16 protein-coding genes are annotated in these 15712 nt (G+C 73.8%); 10 read left to right on the top strand and 6 right to left on the bottom strand.

Features of this window, described 5'->3' with window-relative positions:
• Positions 1-46 precede the first annotated feature (46 nt).
• The gene (locus tag ACFYXV_RS09800; protein WP_389382525.1) at positions 47-1168 is read right to left on the bottom strand and encodes an LLM class flavin-dependent oxidoreductase; all 1122 of its coding nucleotides are present in this window, start codon (positions 1166-1168) and stop codon (positions 47-49) included.
• A 49-nt stretch (positions 1169-1217) separates the two neighbouring features.
• Between ACFYXV_RS09800 and ACFYXV_RS09795 the strand changes: the two genes are divergently transcribed.
• Complete coding sequence (locus tag ACFYXV_RS09795; protein ID WP_389382524.1) at positions 1218-1853, top strand: helix-turn-helix transcriptional regulator; 636 nt, start codon at positions 1218-1220, stop codon at positions 1851-1853.
• A 190-nt stretch (positions 1854-2043) separates the two neighbouring features.
• Entirely contained in the window at positions 2044-2733 is a 690-nt protein-coding gene (locus ACFYXV_RS09790; RefSeq protein WP_385473221.1) for a glycerophosphodiester phosphodiesterase, read from the top strand.
• Between the two features lie 19 nt (positions 2734-2752).
• On the opposite strand, the gene ACFYXV_RS09785 is transcribed toward ACFYXV_RS09790, so the two are convergent.
• Positions 2753-3292: a GNAT family N-acetyltransferase gene (locus tag ACFYXV_RS09785; RefSeq protein WP_385473224.1), complete on the bottom strand. Its 540-nt coding sequence runs from the start codon at positions 3290-3292 to the stop codon at positions 2753-2755.
• Positions 3293-3438: 146 nt separating this feature from the next.
• Here ACFYXV_RS09785 and ACFYXV_RS09780 point away from each other — a divergent pair, with 146 nt between their 5' ends.
• From ACFYXV_RS09780 to ACFYXV_RS09770, 3 genes are all read left to right on the top strand, one after another.
• A complete protein-coding gene (locus ACFYXV_RS09780) occupies positions 3439-3972 on the top strand; it encodes a DUF5134 domain-containing protein (RefSeq protein ID WP_389382523.1) in 534 nt (177 codons plus the stop codon).
• Between the two features lie 91 nt (positions 3973-4063).
• Positions 4064-5002, top strand: coding sequence for a M56 family metallopeptidase (locus ACFYXV_RS09775; RefSeq protein ID WP_389382522.1), 939 nt, complete (start codon positions 4064-4066; stop codon positions 5000-5002).
• Positions 5003-5163: 161 nt separating this feature from the next.
• Positions 5164-5793: a TetR/AcrR family transcriptional regulator gene (locus tag ACFYXV_RS09770; RefSeq protein WP_385473233.1), complete on the top strand. Its 630-nt coding sequence runs from the start codon at positions 5164-5166 to the stop codon at positions 5791-5793.
• Positions 5794-5798: 5 nt separating this feature from the next.
• Here ACFYXV_RS09770 and ACFYXV_RS09765 read toward each other — a convergent pair whose 3' ends face one another.
• Positions 5799-7283, bottom strand: coding sequence for an LVIVD repeat-containing protein (locus ACFYXV_RS09765; RefSeq protein WP_389382521.1), 1485 nt, complete (start codon positions 7281-7283; stop codon positions 5799-5801).
• A 76-nt stretch (positions 7284-7359) separates the two neighbouring features.
• Between ACFYXV_RS09765 and ACFYXV_RS09760 the strand changes: the two genes are divergently transcribed.
• Positions 7360-8016, top strand: a complete 657-nt coding sequence (locus tag ACFYXV_RS09760; protein WP_389382520.1) for a DUF305 domain-containing protein — start codon at positions 7360-7362, stop codon at positions 8014-8016.
• 52 nt (positions 8017-8068) lie between these two features.
• The gene (locus ACFYXV_RS09755; protein WP_385473242.1) at positions 8069-9436 is read left to right on the top strand and encodes an FAD-dependent oxidoreductase; all 1368 of its coding nucleotides are present in this window, start codon (positions 8069-8071) and stop codon (positions 9434-9436) included.
• A gap of 120 nt (positions 9437-9556) precedes the next feature.
• Here ACFYXV_RS09755 and ACFYXV_RS09750 read toward each other — a convergent pair whose 3' ends face one another.
• The 3 genes from ACFYXV_RS09750 to ACFYXV_RS09740 form a co-directional block, all read right to left on the bottom strand.
• Positions 9557-9910: an ArsR/SmtB family transcription factor gene (locus ACFYXV_RS09750; RefSeq protein ID WP_385836038.1), complete on the bottom strand. Its 354-nt coding sequence runs from the start codon at positions 9908-9910 to the stop codon at positions 9557-9559.
• An 88-nt stretch (positions 9911-9998) separates the two neighbouring features.
• Positions 9999-11156: an NADH:flavin oxidoreductase/NADH oxidase gene (locus tag ACFYXV_RS09745; protein WP_385477325.1), complete on the bottom strand. Its 1158-nt coding sequence runs from the start codon at positions 11154-11156 to the stop codon at positions 9999-10001.
• 80 nt (positions 11157-11236) lie between these two features.
• On the bottom strand, positions 11237-12583 hold the full coding sequence (locus tag ACFYXV_RS09740; protein WP_385477334.1) for a wax ester/triacylglycerol synthase family O-acyltransferase: 1347 nt from the start codon (positions 12581-12583) through the stop codon (positions 11237-11239).
• A gap of 216 nt (positions 12584-12799) precedes the next feature.
• On the opposite strand from ACFYXV_RS09740, the gene ACFYXV_RS09735 reads away from it, so the two are divergent.
• From ACFYXV_RS09735 to ACFYXV_RS09725, 3 genes are all read left to right on the top strand, one after another.
• Entirely contained in the window at positions 12800-13891 is a 1092-nt protein-coding gene (locus ACFYXV_RS09735) for a WD40/YVTN/BNR-like repeat-containing protein (RefSeq protein ID WP_389382519.1), read from the top strand.
• 23 nt (positions 13892-13914) lie between these two features.
• The gene (locus tag ACFYXV_RS09730) at positions 13915-14601 is read left to right on the top strand and encodes a uracil-DNA glycosylase (protein ID WP_385477331.1); all 687 of its coding nucleotides are present in this window, start codon (positions 13915-13917) and stop codon (positions 14599-14601) included.
• A gap of 109 nt (positions 14602-14710) precedes the next feature.
• Positions 14711-15631 (top strand): sirohydrochlorin chelatase, encoded by a 921-nt coding sequence (locus tag ACFYXV_RS09725; protein ID WP_383339189.1) that lies wholly within the window; start codon positions 14711-14713, stop codon positions 15629-15631.
• Positions 15632-15712: the final 81 nt, after the last annotated feature.

The following is a 15712-nucleotide window of genomic DNA, read 5'->3' as shown; positions in this document are numbered from 1 at the left end:
ACCCCTCGGGCGTCCGCCTGCGGGGTCACCGGGTGACGTCGGTCACTCAGGCGGTACGGAAGTGCGGAATGACCTTTTCGCCCCATTGCCTCAGGGTCTCCAGGCAGGCCTCCTGCGGCACCGTGCCCATCTGGATCAGGCACATGATCTCGTCCGCCCCCGCCTCCTTGAGCCGCCGCACGTACGCGATGGCGTCCTCGGCGCTCCCGTACGCGTGGTCGGCATGGAACGTCGCCGTGGACGTGGGCCGCACCGGGATGGCCTGCTCGTGCAGCCGGGCCACCACCTGCTCGGCCGCCCGGCGCATCTCCGCCGCCTCGTCGGCGCCCGCGACCACGGCCTCGTCCGGGACGCCCGCCCCGCCGTACCAGTGGCCGATGGACTGGGCGAAGAACCGCTGGCCGCGGATGCCGATCCGGCGCGCCCGGTCCGGGTCGTCGAGCACGATGGTCGGGCAGAGCACCGAGAAGTGGTCGTTGACCGCGGTGGAGACGAGGCGGGCGCCGTCCCGGCCGGCCACCGCCCCGTCGTACACGGCCCGCATCGCGGTGATGGACTCCGGCCCGGCGAAGCCCATCACCAGGGCCCCGACGCCCAGCTCGGCCGCCTGCACGAGGGTCTCGGCGCGGCTGCACGCCAGGAACAGCGGCGGATGCGGCGTCTGGCGCGGCCGCGGCAGGATCGGGTGCGGGTCGATGTCGATCAGCTCGCCGTGGTACTCCAGCTCCTCCTCCTGCCAGGCCTTGCCGATGATCCGCAGCGCCTCCTCCACCTCCTGCGCGGTGCGCTCCCGGTCGACCCCGCACAGGGAGGTCTCCTGTTCGGTGCCGCCGCGTCCGGCGCCGAGGTCGAGGCGGCCGCCGGAGAGCAGGTCGAGCATGGCGGCCCGCTCCGCGACGCGGACCGGGTGGTTGAAGTTGAAGGGCATGCAGACCACGCCGTGGCCGATGCGTATGGTGTGCGTCCGGGCCGCGACCCAGGTCAGGAAGACCTCGGGCGCGGACATGTGCGCGTACCACTTCAGCGAGTGGTGCTCGACGGCCCAGATCCGGTCGAATCCCATCTGCTCGGCGAGCACGGCCTGCTCCACGCAGTCGTGGATGACCTGGTGTTCCCGCTCCACGGTCGGGTCGGCGAGCTGAGCTTCGAAGATCACGGAGAATTTCACGATGCCTCCAGGGTTGCGTCCCGTGCCCGGCCTTACTTCAATTCGGAATATGACTAGTAGTCAGACGTCGAAGAAGCAAGACCTACCGGCGACCGCGTGGGCCGTACTCGGGCTGCTGTCCTTCCCCGGGGAGCGCACCGGGTACGAGCTGAAGAAGTGGGCGGACTCCTCCCTGCGCTTCTTCTACTGGTCCCCGGCCATCAGCCAGATCTACGCCGAACTGCGCCGGCTGGAGGAACTCGGGTACGCGGCCTCCGCGCGCTCGGGACCGGAGGAGGCGCGGGCCAAGCGCCGTTACGCCATCACCGGGGCCGGGCGGGCGGCCCTCGCCGGCTGGGCCTCGGAGACCGCGGAGGCCGGCCCCCCGGTGCTCAAGCACGGGCTGCTGCTGCGGATCTGGCTCGGCCACCTCGCCGACCCCGAGCTGTTGCGCGCGATGGTCGACGGGCACCTGGAGCGCACCCGGGGCGAACTGGCCGCCGTACGCGAGGCCATGGCGCAGGCGGACGACGTACCGGAGTGGGCCTTCCCGGCGCTCGCGCTGCGCTGGAGCGAGCGGCAGCACCTGGCCGAACTGGAGCTGGGCGAGGCCCTGCTGGCCGATCTCGCCGAGCTCGGCACCGCCGGTACGCAGACCCCGGCGGGGGTTCGTCAAGGCGGCGGGGACGCGCCCACGCCCGGGTGACGCGGCAAGGCCTCCACGCCCCGCGCGACGGCGTACAGCACTGGCGGGAACCGGTCGAAGGGCGCGTTCCGGGCGCTGCACGAGCGGTCCCATCGCATCCCCGGCGCACTAGCATGCGACCTCACCGCGCGCGGCCGGTAGGGACACCGCGACCGCGCGGGGAGCCGCCGTCGACGGAAGCGAGAGAACCTTGACTTTCCTCATCATCGGTCACCGCGGGGTCATGGGTGTCGAACCGGAGAACACCCTGCGGTCCTTCGTCCGCGCGGAACGTTCGGGGATGGACGTCATCGCGCTGGATCTGCAGCTCAGCAAGGACGGCGTGCTCGTCGTCCTGCACGACGCCGAGGTGGACCGCACCACCGACGGCTCCGGAGCCGTGGCCGACCTGACCCTGGCCGCGCTGCGCGAGCTGGACGCCGGTCAGGGTGAACGCGTGCCGGTGTTCGAGGAGGTCCTGGACGCGGTCCGGACCCCGCTCCAGGTGTCGGTGCAGGACGGGCCGACCGCCGCGGCGCTGGCGGATCTGATCCTGCGCCGCGACCTGAGCGCGCGGGTGGAGGTGGCCTCCTTCGACGACGCGGCGCTGGCCGGGACGGCCCGGCTGCTGCCCGGCGTACGGAGGGTGCTCCACGCGGACCTGGCCGACGGGGCCGGGAACGTGGTCGCCCGGGCCCTGGCCTGCGGCGCGCACACGGTCGCCCTCGACATCCGCGCGCTCACCCTGGACACCGTGGAGTCGCTCCACGGGGCCGGGCTGAGGGTGATCGGGCGGACGGTCGACACCCTTCAGCAGCTGCGGCTGGCCCGGGCGCTCGAACTGGACGGCGCGGCCACCGGGTTCCCGGAGATCCGCAGCTCGGGCCGGTTCATCGCCTGACCGCGGCGCCCGCTCCGTACTACAGCGACTTGACCAGCAGCTCGAAGGCCAGGTCCTCGCGGAGCGGGACACCGAAGCGCTGGTCGCCGTAGGGGAAGGGGCTCATTTCGCCGGTGCGCCGGTAGCCGCGGCGCACGTAGTAGGCGATGAGCTCCTCCCGTACGTTCACCACCGTCATCCGCATCTCCTTGGCGCCCCACGCCTCGCGGGCGCGGCGCTCCGCCTCGGCGAGGATCTCCTTGCCGAGGCCGCCGCCCTGCAGGCCCGGGCGGACCGCGAACATCCCGAAGTAGGCGTGGTCGCCGCGGTGTTCGAGCTGGCAGCAGGCGACGAGCTCGCCGGCGCGCTCGACGACGAGCAGGACGCCGTCGGCCGCCCCGATGATCGCGCGGACCCCCTCGGGGTCGGTGCGCTGGCCGTCCAGGTAGTCCGCCTCGGTGGTCCAGCCGGCGCGGCTGGCGTCGCCGCGGTAGGCGGACTCGACGAGGGCCACCAGTTCCGGTACGTCCGCCTCCACGGCACTGCGGAAGTTGAGGGCGGTGGAATGGGCGGTCGACATCGGAGGCTCCCGTTCTGCTCAGCGGCATATGACATGCCCGGTGCGGCAAGGAGAGCCTAACCCGGGGCGGCGTGCGGGTGTCCGGGCCGGGGCATCTCTTCCGTGACGCCGACGAACCGGGGGGTTCCGCCGTGCACGGTCCCGCGATGTCCCTGCCCGCTTCCCTCTCCGCCTGGCTGCTCGTCCTGCTCTGCGCCGTGAGCGGCGGGTACTGCCTGCGGAGGGTGCGCAGATCGGAGCGGGAGGCACGCGGCGGGGCGGCGGGCGAGGCGGTGATGGGCTTCGGGATGGCGGTGATGGCCGTCCCCTCGGGCATCGGGCCGTGGGGGCCCGGGATCCTGCTGGCGGTCTTCGGCGGAGCGGTGCTGCACGCGCTGTGGCTGCTGCGCGACGGGGTGCACCACGCGCACCACCTGGTCGGCTCGCTGGCCATGGCGTACATGGCGTACATGGCGCTGACCATGGCCGGCGGACACGGGCACGGCGGGGGCCCGCCGCTCGTCACCGGGGCGCTGCTCCTCTACTTCGCCGGGTACGTGCTGCTCGGCGGGGCCCGGCTGGTCACGGCGGGCGGGGGCGGGCAGCCCTCGGGCGGCCCGCCCCCGGTGCCCGCGGAGCTGACGCGGGCGTGCCGACTCGCCATGGGCATGGGCATGTTGGCGATGTTGCTGAGTCTGTGACGTCCGGGGGCCGTGCGGGCAAACGTGTCCTGCGTCACCAATCACCAAAGGCCGTACCCGCAGGTAGTCCCGCGCTCATAGGCTGGCGGACATGATGGTCCCCGCCGCACTGCTGCTGCTCGGCGCCCTGACCGCGGTGCTCGCTCCCCGTCTGCTGGCCCGGGCCGAATGGCCCGAGCGGGAGCCCGTCGTCGCCTTGTGGGTGTGGCAGTGCGTGGTGGGCGCGGTGCTCCTGTGCTTCGCCCTGTCGATGCTGCTGAGCGCTGCCGCCGCCTGGCTGGCGGTCCGGGGCCGGCTGTTCGCCGCGGCTCCGCACGGGGTGGTCGACGCGTACGCGCTGGGCCCGACCGGCGGTCCGTGGGCCGCGGGGACCGCGCTGGCGCTGGCCGGGGGCGGGCTGTGGACCGGGGCGCGGCTGACCCGGGAGGTGCTGCGGGCGCGTGCCCGGCGCCGGGCACAGGGCGCCGAGCTGCTCGTACGGGCGCCGCTGATGCCCGGGGAGGATCCGGCCGGGGCGAGGGTCGTCGTACTGGAGGGGACGCGGCCCGACGCGTGGTGGCTGCCGGGCGCGGCCCCGCAGCTGGTGGTGACGACGGCCGCGCTCGGCCGGCTCAAGGGGAGCCAGCTGGACGCCGTCCTGGCGCACGAGCAGGGGCACGCGCAGGCCCGGCACGACTGGCTGCTGCACTGCTCGCGGGCGCTGGCGGGGGGATTCCCGCAGGTGCCGGTGTTCGCGGCGTTCGAGGCGGAAATGCACCGGCTCGTCGAACTGGCCGCCGACGACGTGGCCTCGCGGCGGTTCGGGCGGCTGACGATCGCGTTGGCGCTGGTCGGGCTCAACGAGGACCGGGGTGTGTTCGGCCCCTACCCGAGCCCGCAGCCGCACGTGTCGGAGCGGGTGCGGCGGCTGCTGTCGGCGGCGCCCCGGCTGTCGGCGGGCCGCAGGCTGCGCCTGACGGCACTGGCCACGCTGGTCCCGGTGGTCCCGCTCGCGGTGGCCCTGATACCGGGTCTGAGCGCGCTCGCCTGAGCGCAACCCCCTGATCCCGTCCTCCGGGGCGGACAGGCCGAAACCCGTCGTCCGCCCGAGGTGTGGAAGTCCCTGCTCTGGGTGATCCCCCGCGTCACCCAGAGCAGGTGACCCCGCGCGCTGAGTATATTGGCTGGGAGCCAGTCAACGCAGGAGTAAGCATGTCCCCGCGCAGCGCATCGGTCAATGAAGAATTGCGCAGACGCTCCCGGGAGCGGCTGCTCCAGGCCACGGTCGAACTCGTCGGCGAACGCGGGTACGAGGCGACGACCCTCGGCGACATCGCCGATCGGGCGGGCACCGCCCGCGGCCTGGTTTCGTACTACTTCCCGGGCAAACGGCAGCTGCTCCAGTCGGCGGTGCACCGGCTGATGCACCTGACGCTGGAGGCCGCGCTGGAGCGCGAGCCGCGCACCGGCGACGGCCGCGAGCGGCTCGCCCGCGCCATCGACGCGGTCCTCGGGCTCGCCCGGGACGAACCGCTGCTGATGCGGACGCACATGGCGGGCATCCTCCAGGCCGAGGGCTTCGTGCAGTGCCCGGAGCAGCAGCGGCTGGCGGAGCTGCTCCGGGACACGGTCACGCGGTACGGGTCGGCGGACGTGGACACCGACTACCCGCTGTTGCGGGCGCTGCTGATGGGCGCGGTGGTCGCGGTCCTGCTGCCGGGGGCCCCGATGCCGCCTGCGCGGCTGCGGGCGGAGCTGTTCCAGCGGTACGGGCTGGACTGGGGGCTCGGCTTCCCGCCGGACGGCGGACCTCCCGGCGGGACGTTTCCCCCTTCGGGCTGAGCCGGTCAGTGGTACTCGGGCTGCGTCTGGACGTTGAGCCGGTCCATCCACACCCACTTCGCGCTCTCGGTGCGCCAGTCGTCGATGCGCAGCACGTCGAGGCCCTTGGCGATGTCGTTCGAGTAGACGTGTCCGTTGTAGTAGTACGCCGACCAGGACCCGCCGAGTCCGAGCTGGTCCGTGGTGAGCGGGCCGCGCTCGAAGTAGCCGATCTCCTTGGGCCGGGCGGAGTCGGTGAAGTCCCACACCGAGACGCCGCCCTGGTACCAGGACTGGACCATGATGTCGCGGCCGCCGCCGACCGGGATCAGCGAGCCGTTGTGGGCCACGCAGTTCTCGGTGTCGGCCTGGAGGCGCGGGATCTTGAAGTAGCTGCGGAAGACCAGCTTGCGCTGGTCGCCCCGGCCGGTGATGTCGTAGATGCCGTCGGCCCCGCGGTTCGGTCCGGTGGCCTCGTTGCAGGTGGCCCCGCCGCCTCCGCCCAGCTCGTCGGTGAACACCACCTTGTCGGCCTTCTCGTTGAAGGTCGCCGAGTGCCAGAACGCGAAGTTCACGTTGTCCTGCACCCGGTCGATGACCCGCGGCTGCTCGGGCTTGCTGATGTCGAACAGGATGCCGTCGCCCATGCAGGCGCCGGCCGCCAGTTTCCTCGACGGCAGCACGGTGATGTCGTGGCACCCGGTGGTCTTGCTGACGCCCGGGTTGGCGGGCCCGCCGGGATTGCCGCCGTCCGGGAAGAGGACCGGGAAGGCGACGACCGCCGCCTGCGTCGGGTTCTTCTTCGGGACCTTGATCACGGAGATGCCGTCGTGCGGCGGCAGGCAGTCCGGGAACGCCTCGTTCGGGGAGTACGAGGCCACGTAGAGGCAGATGTCACGCTCGCCCGGCACCAGGGTGTGGGTGTGGGAACCGCAGTTGGTCTCCACCGACTTGATGTACTTCGGGTTCTTCTTGTCCTTGATGTCGAAGATCTTGATGCCCTCCCACGAGGACTTTTCCGTCGCGGGCTGCGAGACGCTGTTGCAGGAGTCGTCGCTGCGCGAGGAGTCGGTGGAGAGGAAGAGCAGGTCCCCCTGGACGGAGACGTCGTTCTGGCCGCCGGGGCAGAGCACCTGGCTGACGGTCTTCGGGGCCTTCGGATTGCCGATGTCGTAGATAGTGAAGCCGTTGTAGTTGCCGGCGTAGGCGTACTTGCCCTGGAACGCCAGGTCGGTGTTGATCACACCGGGATAGGTGCTCGGGATGTTGGTCAGGTGCTTGACGTTGGCGCTGTGCACGATCTCGTCCTGGCCGGGGATCTCGCCGGGGGCGAGGGTGCGGCCGGCCGCCGCCGGGTCCCCGTCCTGACGGGAGACTCCGGGGGATAAGTCCCCGGGATCGGGGGTGGCGGCCGCGGGGCCGGCCGCGAACAGCGTGGTCAGCAGCCCGGCCGCGGCCAAGGCCGCCCCCAGACTCCTGTGCCGCACTCTGCTGGTGTGCTTCGAGGTCACTGTGCCTCCCATGGGAGTCCGATCGATTCCGACCGTGCAGGGAACGGAACCGGGCCCCCCGCAGTATGTTCCCTTCATGGACATGGCAAAAGGGTCACTCCATCGAACGACCGCGGCGGCCGTGGCCGCCGGGATGCTGCTCGCCCTGACCGGCTGCCGGGCCGGGGACGGCGGCGAGCGGGCGCAGGACGGCGGCGCGGCGGTCATCGCCCCCGGCAGACCGGGCGAGAAGGCCCGCACCCTCTCCCCCGAGGAGGCCGCGAAGCGGCAGCCGGACGACTCCCCCAACGCGGCCGACCGGGCCTACGTACAGCACATGGTGGAACACCACCGGCAGGCCCTCACCATGAGCGCGCTCGCCCCGGAGCGGGCCTCGGCGGACGGGGTCAAACGGCTCGCCGAGCGGATCTCGGCCGCCCAGAAGCCCGAAATCGGCGCGATGGAGAAGTGGTTGGCCGGCCACCCCGCGCCCTCCGGCGCCCCGGCGGCCGGCCACGACCACGGCGCGATGCCCGGCATGGCGACCGAGCAGCAGCTGCGACAGCTGACGGAGGCGAAGGGCCCCGACTTCGACAGGCTCTTCCTCGCCCTGATGACCGCCCACCACGAGGGCGCCGTGAAGATGGCGGGCGAGGCGCTGGCAGGCGGGAACAACGGCGCGGTGGAGGAGATGGCCAACGAGGTGGTGGCCACCCAGACCGCCGAGATCCACCGGATGCGCGCGATGGGCTGACGGCCGCCGGGCCCGGTGGCATGCTGGGAGCACCTGCGGGAGGAGCTCCGCCGTGCTTCGTGTCGCCGTCGTCGGTTCGGGCCCCAGCGGGGTCTACGCCGCCCAGACCCTCGTACAGCAGCGTGAGGTGCCGGGCGTCCGCGTCGACGTGCTGGATCGGCTGCCCGCGCCGTACGGGCTGGTGCGCTACGGGGTGGCCCCCGACCACGAGAAGATCAAATCGCTCCAGGGCAGCCTGCGCACCGTGCTGGAGGACGAGCGGATCCGCTTCCTCGGCAATGTGGAGGTCGGCGGCCCGCAGCTGTCCACCGCACGGCTGCTGGAGCTGTACCACGCGGTGGTGTACTGCGTGGGCGCCGCCCGCGACCGGCTGCTCGGCATCCCCGGCGAGGAGCTGCCCGGGGTGCATTCCGCGACGGCCTTCGTCGCCTGGTACAGCGGGCATCCGGACGCCGTGGCCGAGGCCTTCGACCTGTCCGGGGTGCGCTCGGCGGTGGTCGTCGGGGCGGGCAACGTCGCCGTCGACGTGACGCGGATGCTGGCCCGGGGCGAACCGGAACTGGCCCCTACCGACATGCCGCAGCCGGCCCTCGGCGCGCTCGCGGACAGCGGGGTGGAGTCGGTGTCGATGGTGGCCCGACGCGGGCCCTCGCAGGGCAAGTTCACCACCAAGGAGCTGCGGGAGCTGGGCACGATGCCCGGCGTGGCCGCCGTCGTGGACCCCGCGGAGCTGGCGCTCGACCCCGCGTACGCCGATCAGGACGCGGCCGCCGCGCTGCCCGCGGTGTTCCGCCGCAACCTGGAGGTGCTGCGCGGCTGGGCCGGGCAGGAGCCGGGCGACGCACGGCGCCGGATCGGCCTGCGGTTCTACCTTCGGCCGGTGGAGGTGCTCGCCGGACCCGGAGGCCGGGTCGCCGGGGTGCGCTTCGAGCGGACCGCCCCGGACGGCCGGGGCGGGGTCACTGGGACCGGCGCGTACGAGGACGTCGAGGCGCAGCTGGTGCTGCGCTCGGTGGGGTACCAGGGCGTTCCGCTGCCCGGGCTGCCGTTCGACCCGGCGAGGGCCACCGTCCCGCACGCCGCGGGCCGGGTGCTGCGCGAGGGCCGGGCCTCGGTCGGCGAGTACGTGGCGGGGTGGATCAAGCGCGGCCCGACCGGGGTGATCGGCACCAACCGGCCCTGCGCCAAGGAGACGGCGTCCTCGCTGCTCCAGGACGCCGCGGCGCTGGCGCGGCGGGAGCTGCCGGGGGACCCGCTGGACGCGCTGCGGGCGGCGGGTCTGCATCCGGTGGAGTGGCCGGGCTGGCTGGCGATCGAGACGGCGGAGGCCGATCTCGGGCGCTCGCTGGGCCGGCGCTCGGTGAAGATCCCGGACTGGCGGGGTCTGCTGGCCGCGGCCGACACGCGCGCGGGCGCCTGAGCCCGGGCCGGGTCCCGCGGGCCGGATCGGGCACCGGCCGGGCCGGATCGGGTCCCTGCGGGCCGGATCAGGTCCCTGCGGGCCGGATCGGTCCGGTCCGGCCGGTGCCCGATCCGCCGGCTAGCCGGAGCCCGCCCTGCGCGCCTCTTCCGCCGCGGCCGCGGTGAGCACGCTGCCGATCAGGCCCGGGAACAGGCCCTCCAGCTCCTCGCCCCGCAGGCCGTTCATCTTCGCCGTGCCGCGGTAGGTCTGGCGGACCACACCGGCCTCCCGCAGGACGCGGAAGTGGTGCGTGGTCGTCGACTTGGTGACCGGCAGGTCGAAGTACGAGCACGCCAGCTCGTCCGGCGTGGCCGCGAGGTCCCGCACGATCGACAGCCGGATCGGGTCGGACAGCGCGTGCAGCACCGCTTCGAGCCGGATCTCGGCGGGCCCGGGATGGGCGAGCGCGCGGGTGGTGGCCGTATCCGTCACGTCTGCCCTCATCTCACCCGGCTCCCCGTTCGTACGAGAACCACCGTAGTACATCGACCGCCGCCGGAGGGTCCGGCGGCGGGCCCCGCTACCAGGCGCGGTGGTACGAGACGGGCACCCGGACCCCGGCGGCCGCCCCGGTGGCCGCCCCGGTGGTCCGCTCGGCGCGCAGTGCGGCGGCCGCGGTGCGGGCCCAGTAGGGGTCGCGCAGCAGCTCGCGGCCCAGCAGGACCGCGTCCGCCTGCCCGTCGGCCAGGATCCCGCCGGCCTGCCCCGGCTCGGTGATCAGCCCGACGGCGGCCACCGGGAGCCCGGTGCGGGCCTTGACCTCGGATGCGAACGGCACCTGGAACCCGGGCGCCGCCGGGATGTCCGCCTTCGGGGCCATCCCGCCGGTGGACACGTCCAGGAGGTCCACCCCGCGCTTCCGGAGCAGTCCGGCCAGCCGGACCGTGTCCTGCGAGGTCCAGCCGGACTCCTCCAGCCAGTCGGTGGCGGAGATCCGGAAGAACAGCGGGAGCTCCTCGGGCCACACCGCCCGTACGGCGTCGACGACTTCGAGGGCGAAACGGGCCCGGTTCTCGAACGTGCCGCCGTACTCGTCGGTGCGCCGGTTGATCTGCGAGGAGAGGAACTGGCCGATGAGGTAGCCGTGGGCGCCGTGGATCTCGACGACCTCGTAGCCGGCGGCCAGCGCGCGCCGCGCGGCGGCCGCGAACTGTCCGGTGATCTCGTGGATCTCGGCGGTCGTCAGCTCGTGCGGCACCGGGTCGCCCTCGGCGAACGGCACCGGGCTCGGGGCGCTCGGAAGCCAGCCGCCCGCCTCGGGGCCGACGTAGCCGCCGCCCTCCCAGGGGCGGCCGGTCGAGGCCTTGCGCCCGGCATGGGCGATCTGGATCCCGGGGACCGTGCCCTGGGCCTTGAGGAAGGAGGTGATCGGGCGCAGCGCCTCGGCCTGGGCGTCGTTCCAGAGGCCGAGGTCGTAGGGGGAGATCCGGCCCTCCGGGGAGACCGCGGTGGCCTCCTGGAGGATCAGGCCGGTGCCGCCCACCGCGCGGGCGGCGTAGTGCGCGAAGTGCCAGGCCTGCGCCACGCCCGCCTGCGGGCCCGAGGCCTCGGCGACGTACTGGCACATGGGCGCCATCCAGATCCGGTTCGCCGCGGTGACCGAGCGGAGGGTGAGGGGGGCGAAGAGGGCCTCGGCGCGGGTGTCGGGGGCGGCGGGGGCGATGGGGGCAGCACTCATGAAGGACTCTCCGGAGGTGGCCGGGCACGCCGCGGGTCCGCGGCTTGTACGAGAGTCAGCGTACTACGATTCCTTCCGTACTACGAGACTTCTCGTACAAGCTCGTCGAGCTCCGCGCGCAGGGCCTCCGCCAGGGCCGCCAGGTCGGGCACGGCCGCCGCGTCCGCCACCAGGCCGTAGTGGACCGTGCCCTTGTACGTGGAGACCGCGACCGCGAGGGAGTGGCCGCGGGCGAGCGGGGCCAGCGGGTAGACCTCCCGGACCCGGCTGCCGCCGAGGGAGAAGGTGAAGCCGGGCAGCGGAACGCTGGTGACCAGGATGTCGAAGAGCATCCGGGCCGCCTGGGCGACCAGCGGGCCGCCGAGCCGGTGGCCGAGCGGGTGGACGTGGTCGGCGAGCAGGGCGACGGCCCCGGCGCCGCGGGCCGGTCCGGCCTCCTTGTTGCGGTCCATGCCGAGCCGCACCCGGTCCAGGCGCAGCAGCGGGTCCGGTTCGGCGAGCGGGAGCCTGAGCAGGTAGCCGGACAGCCGGTTGCCGTACTTCGCCGCACCACCCGGCCGCCGGCGCGATACCGGTATCAGGGCGCGCGGGCCGGCCCCCTCCGGCGCGGGGTCTCCGCGGCCCAGGAGCCAGCGCCGCAGGGCGCCGGCGACGAGGGCGATCAGCACGTCGTTGACGGTGCCTCCGGCGACCTTGCGGATGCGGTTGACGTCGTCGAGGTCGAGCGCGAGGCCGGCGACCGCGCGGGTGCCGGTCCGCGCCGGGGCGGCGGTCAGGGCCGCCGGGACCCCGAGGGGCAGTCCGGCGCGGGCCACGGAGGCGCCGATCTCCAGCGCCTGGCCGACGTCCTGGACCCGGGCCGCCAGCATCCCGGGGAGGCTGCGCAGGGCGGGGCCGGCTGCGGGCCGCGCCGCCGGGGCCGGGCGCGCGGGGCCCCGTACGGGCGGGCCCTCGTCGAAGAGCATGGCCGCCAGCGCGAGGGCCCCGAGGCCGTCGGCGAGGGCGTGGTGGAACTTGAAGAGCACCGCGAAGGAGCGCGGATCCGGCCCGGCCAGGACGTGCGCCTCCCAGGGCGGCAGGCCCCGGTCCAGGGGCCGTGCCATCAGCGGCCCGGCGGCGGCTTCCGGATCCGGGGTGCGTACGAGGAACACGTGCCGGGCGGGGTCGAAGTCCGCGTCGGACGACCAGGCGGCCGCGCCGATCGGCAGCAGCACGTCGTGGATGCGGCGGCGCAGGCCGGGCACGGCGGAGCAGCGCGCGGTGAGCAGTGCGGCGGCCCGGACGGCGGGGTCGGGGCCGGAATCGGGGCCGGGGGCGCCCTGCGGGGCGGCCTCGAAGACGGCGAGCGCGCCGAGGTGCATGGGGTGGGCGGCGGATTCGATCCGCCAGAAGGCGAGGTCGAGCGGTGACAGGTGCTCGGTGGCCACGTATTGCCTCTCGCGTGCGGTGGCAGAGGTGGAAGTCAACCGCTCTCGGCCTCCTACGATCAAGTAGCCACCCTTTGGATACGCCTGTTGATCGATGGCGACCGGCCTCCCGGAGCAGCGGAGCGGCGGCCGGGCCGCCGTCGGTGGCCGGGTGCACACTGGCGGGAACGGTACGCAGCACGACGGCCGGGACGACGAAGTCCGGAGGTGTCGACCATGTCAGAGGTGATCCTGCTCGCGGGGACCCGCAAAGGCCTGTTCATCGGCCGCAGGCGGGGCGACGGATCGTGGGAGCTCGACGGACCGCACTTCAACGCCCAGGCCGTCTACGCCGTCGCGGTCGACCGGCGGGGGCCCGCCCCGCGGCTGCTGGTCGGCGCCGACAGCCTGCACTGGGGGCCCTCCGTGTTCAGCTCCGACGACCTCGGGGCGAGCTGGCACGAGCCCGCCGCGCCCGCCGTGAAGTTCCCGAAGGACACCGGAGCCTCCCTGGAGCGGGTCTGGCAGCTGCATCCGGCCGGCCCCGAGGCACCCGGCGTGGTGTACGCGGGGACGGAGCCGGCCGCCCTGTTCCGCTCGACGGACCGCGGGGAGTCGTTCGAGCTGGTCCGCCCGCTGTGGGAGCACCCGAGCCGGGGGAGCTGGGTGCCGGGCGGCGGCGGTGAGGGCCTGCACACGGTCCTGACGGATCCGGCGGACCCCGCCAAGGTGACGGTGGCGGTCTCCACCGCGGGGGTGTTCCGGACCCAGGACGGCGGCGCCCACTGGAGCCCTTCCAACGACGGCGTCTCGGCGGTGTTCCTGCCGGATCCGCATCCGGAGTTCGGCCAGTGCGTGCACAAGATCGCCCAGGACGCCGGGGACCGGAAGCGGCTGTACCTGCAGAACCACTGGGGCGTGTACCGCAGCGACGACGCCGGGGCCCGGTGGACCGACATCGGCGCCGGCCTGCCCTCCGACTTCGGCTTCGCGGTGGCCGCGCACCCGCACCGGCCCGGCACCGCGTACGTGTTCCCGCTCAACGCCGACTCCGACCGGGTCCCGGCGGAGCACCGCTGCCGGGTCTTCCGCACCCGGGACGCGGGCGCGACCTGGGAGCCGCTCGGCCGCGGACTTCCGGCCGGGGACCACTACGGGACGGTGCTGCGCGACGCCCTGTGCACCGACGACGCGGACCCGGCGGGGATCTACTTCGGCAACCGCAACGGCGAGTTGTACGCCAGCCACGACGACGGGGACAACTGGCAGCCGCTGGCCGAGCACCTGCCCGACGTCCTGTGCGTACGGGCGGCGGTCATCGCTCACTGAATCGGCCAGTAGAGTGACTCGCTGTGGCAGCACGACCGTTGAACGAGATCGTCGAGCCGGGCTGGGCCCGGGCTCTGGAGCCGGTGGCGGCGCAGGTCGCCGCGATGGGCGACTTCCTGCGCGCCGAGATCGCCGCGGGCAGGACGTACCTGCCCGCCGGGGCGAACGTACTGCGCGCCTTCCAGCAGCCCTTCGACGAGGTGAAGGTGCTCATCGTCGGCCAGGACCCGTACCCCACCCCGGGGCACGCGATGGGCCTGTCCTTCTCGGTGGCGCCCGACGTGAGCCCCTGGCCGCCCAGCCTCGACAACATCTTCCGCGAGCTGTACGCGGACCTCGGCGTGCCCCGGCCGGCCAACGGGGACCTGACCCCGTGGACCCGGCAGGGCGTACTGCTGCTGAACCGTGCCCTGACCACCGCCCCGCGCAAGACCGGCGGCCACCGCGGCAAGGGCTGGGAGGCCGTCACCGAACAGGCGATCCGGGCGCTGGCCGCGCGCGGGAAGCCGCTGGTGTCGGTGCTGTGGGGGCGGGACGCGCGTAATCTGCGGCCGCTGCTGGGCGAGTTGCCGGCCGTGGAGTCCGTCCACCCCTCCCCGATGTCCGCCGCCAACGGATTCTTCGGCTCGCGGCCGTTCAGCAGGACCAATGACCTGCTGGTTCGCCAGGGAGCCCAGCCGGTGGACTGGCGGCTTCCGGCCGCCGGGTGATCTTTCTGTTGAACGGTATACGACATTCCACGGATAAATACGGACAGAAGCCGCCCGTTGAGGCCCTGCCCGAACACTCGGTTCCGATAAGCCAGTAGCATGCGGCGCCATGAGCTCCCCCACTGGGCCCGCGAATGGCCTGCCCGTACGAATGCCGCGACCCCGCCCTGCCGGACGGCACCGCCGACCCGAGCCCGCGGTGGCGCCCGAGGGCGCGCCCGCGCTGGTGCTCGCCGTGCCCGGTGCCCCTTCGGCCGCCTCCCGGGGACTCGCCGAAGAGATCGTCAGCATCGGCCGCTCCGAGCTGCCGGGCCTGGACGCCCGCATCGGTTTCCTGGAGGGCGATGACGCCGAGGGCTCCGAGTTCCCGGCCCTCTCCCGCGTACTGACCTCCGTCGCCGGCGAGCGCATCGCCCGCGCCGAGTTCGCCCGCGCCGCCGGCCACGAGGTGCCCGCGCCGACCGGCCCCGACGCCGTGGTCGTCCCGCTGCTGGCGGGCCCCGACGCCGATCTGCTGCGCCGGATGCGCCAGGCCGTCATGGACTCCTCCGCCGCCGCCGAGCTGGCCGAGGTGCTCGGCCCGCACCCCCTGCTCGCCGAGGGCCTCCACGTGCGGCTCTCCGAGGCCGGTCTGGCCCGCGCCGACCGCGCCCGGCTGTTCACCGTGACCACCGCCGCCGACGGCATCATCGTGGCCACCACCGGCGGCGCGGAGGCCGTCCAGGCCGCCGCGGTCACCGGCATGCTGCTGGCCGCCCGCCTCGCGGTACCGGTCAAGGCCGCCGCGCTCGACCAGGAGGGCTCGGTGGCCGCCGTCGCCGAGCAGCTGCGCAGCGAGGGCTCGACGCAGCTCGCGCTGGCTCCGTACCTGATCGGCCCGGAGGCCGCCGAGGGGCTGCTGGACACGGCCTGCAAGGAGGCCGACTGCGCGGCCGCCGAGGTGCTCGGCGCCTACTCTGCGCTCGGCAAGCTGGTCGTCACCCAGTACTCCGCGGCGCTGGGCCTGCCCCAGGGCGCCGCTGCCCACTGATCCCGCACAGGTCCGCTCGTACGAGGGCCCGCGACCCGGGGGTTGAATCCCCCGGGTCGCGGGCCCTCGTCCGTGCGTACG

This window comes from Streptomyces sp. NPDC002181, assembly GCF_042890485.1.
Lineage (GTDB): Bacteria > Actinomycetota > Actinomycetes > Streptomycetales > Streptomycetaceae > Streptomyces.
The sequence above is the reverse complement of the archived record's forward strand: the minus strand, read 5'-3'. Positions and strand labels throughout refer to the sequence as shown.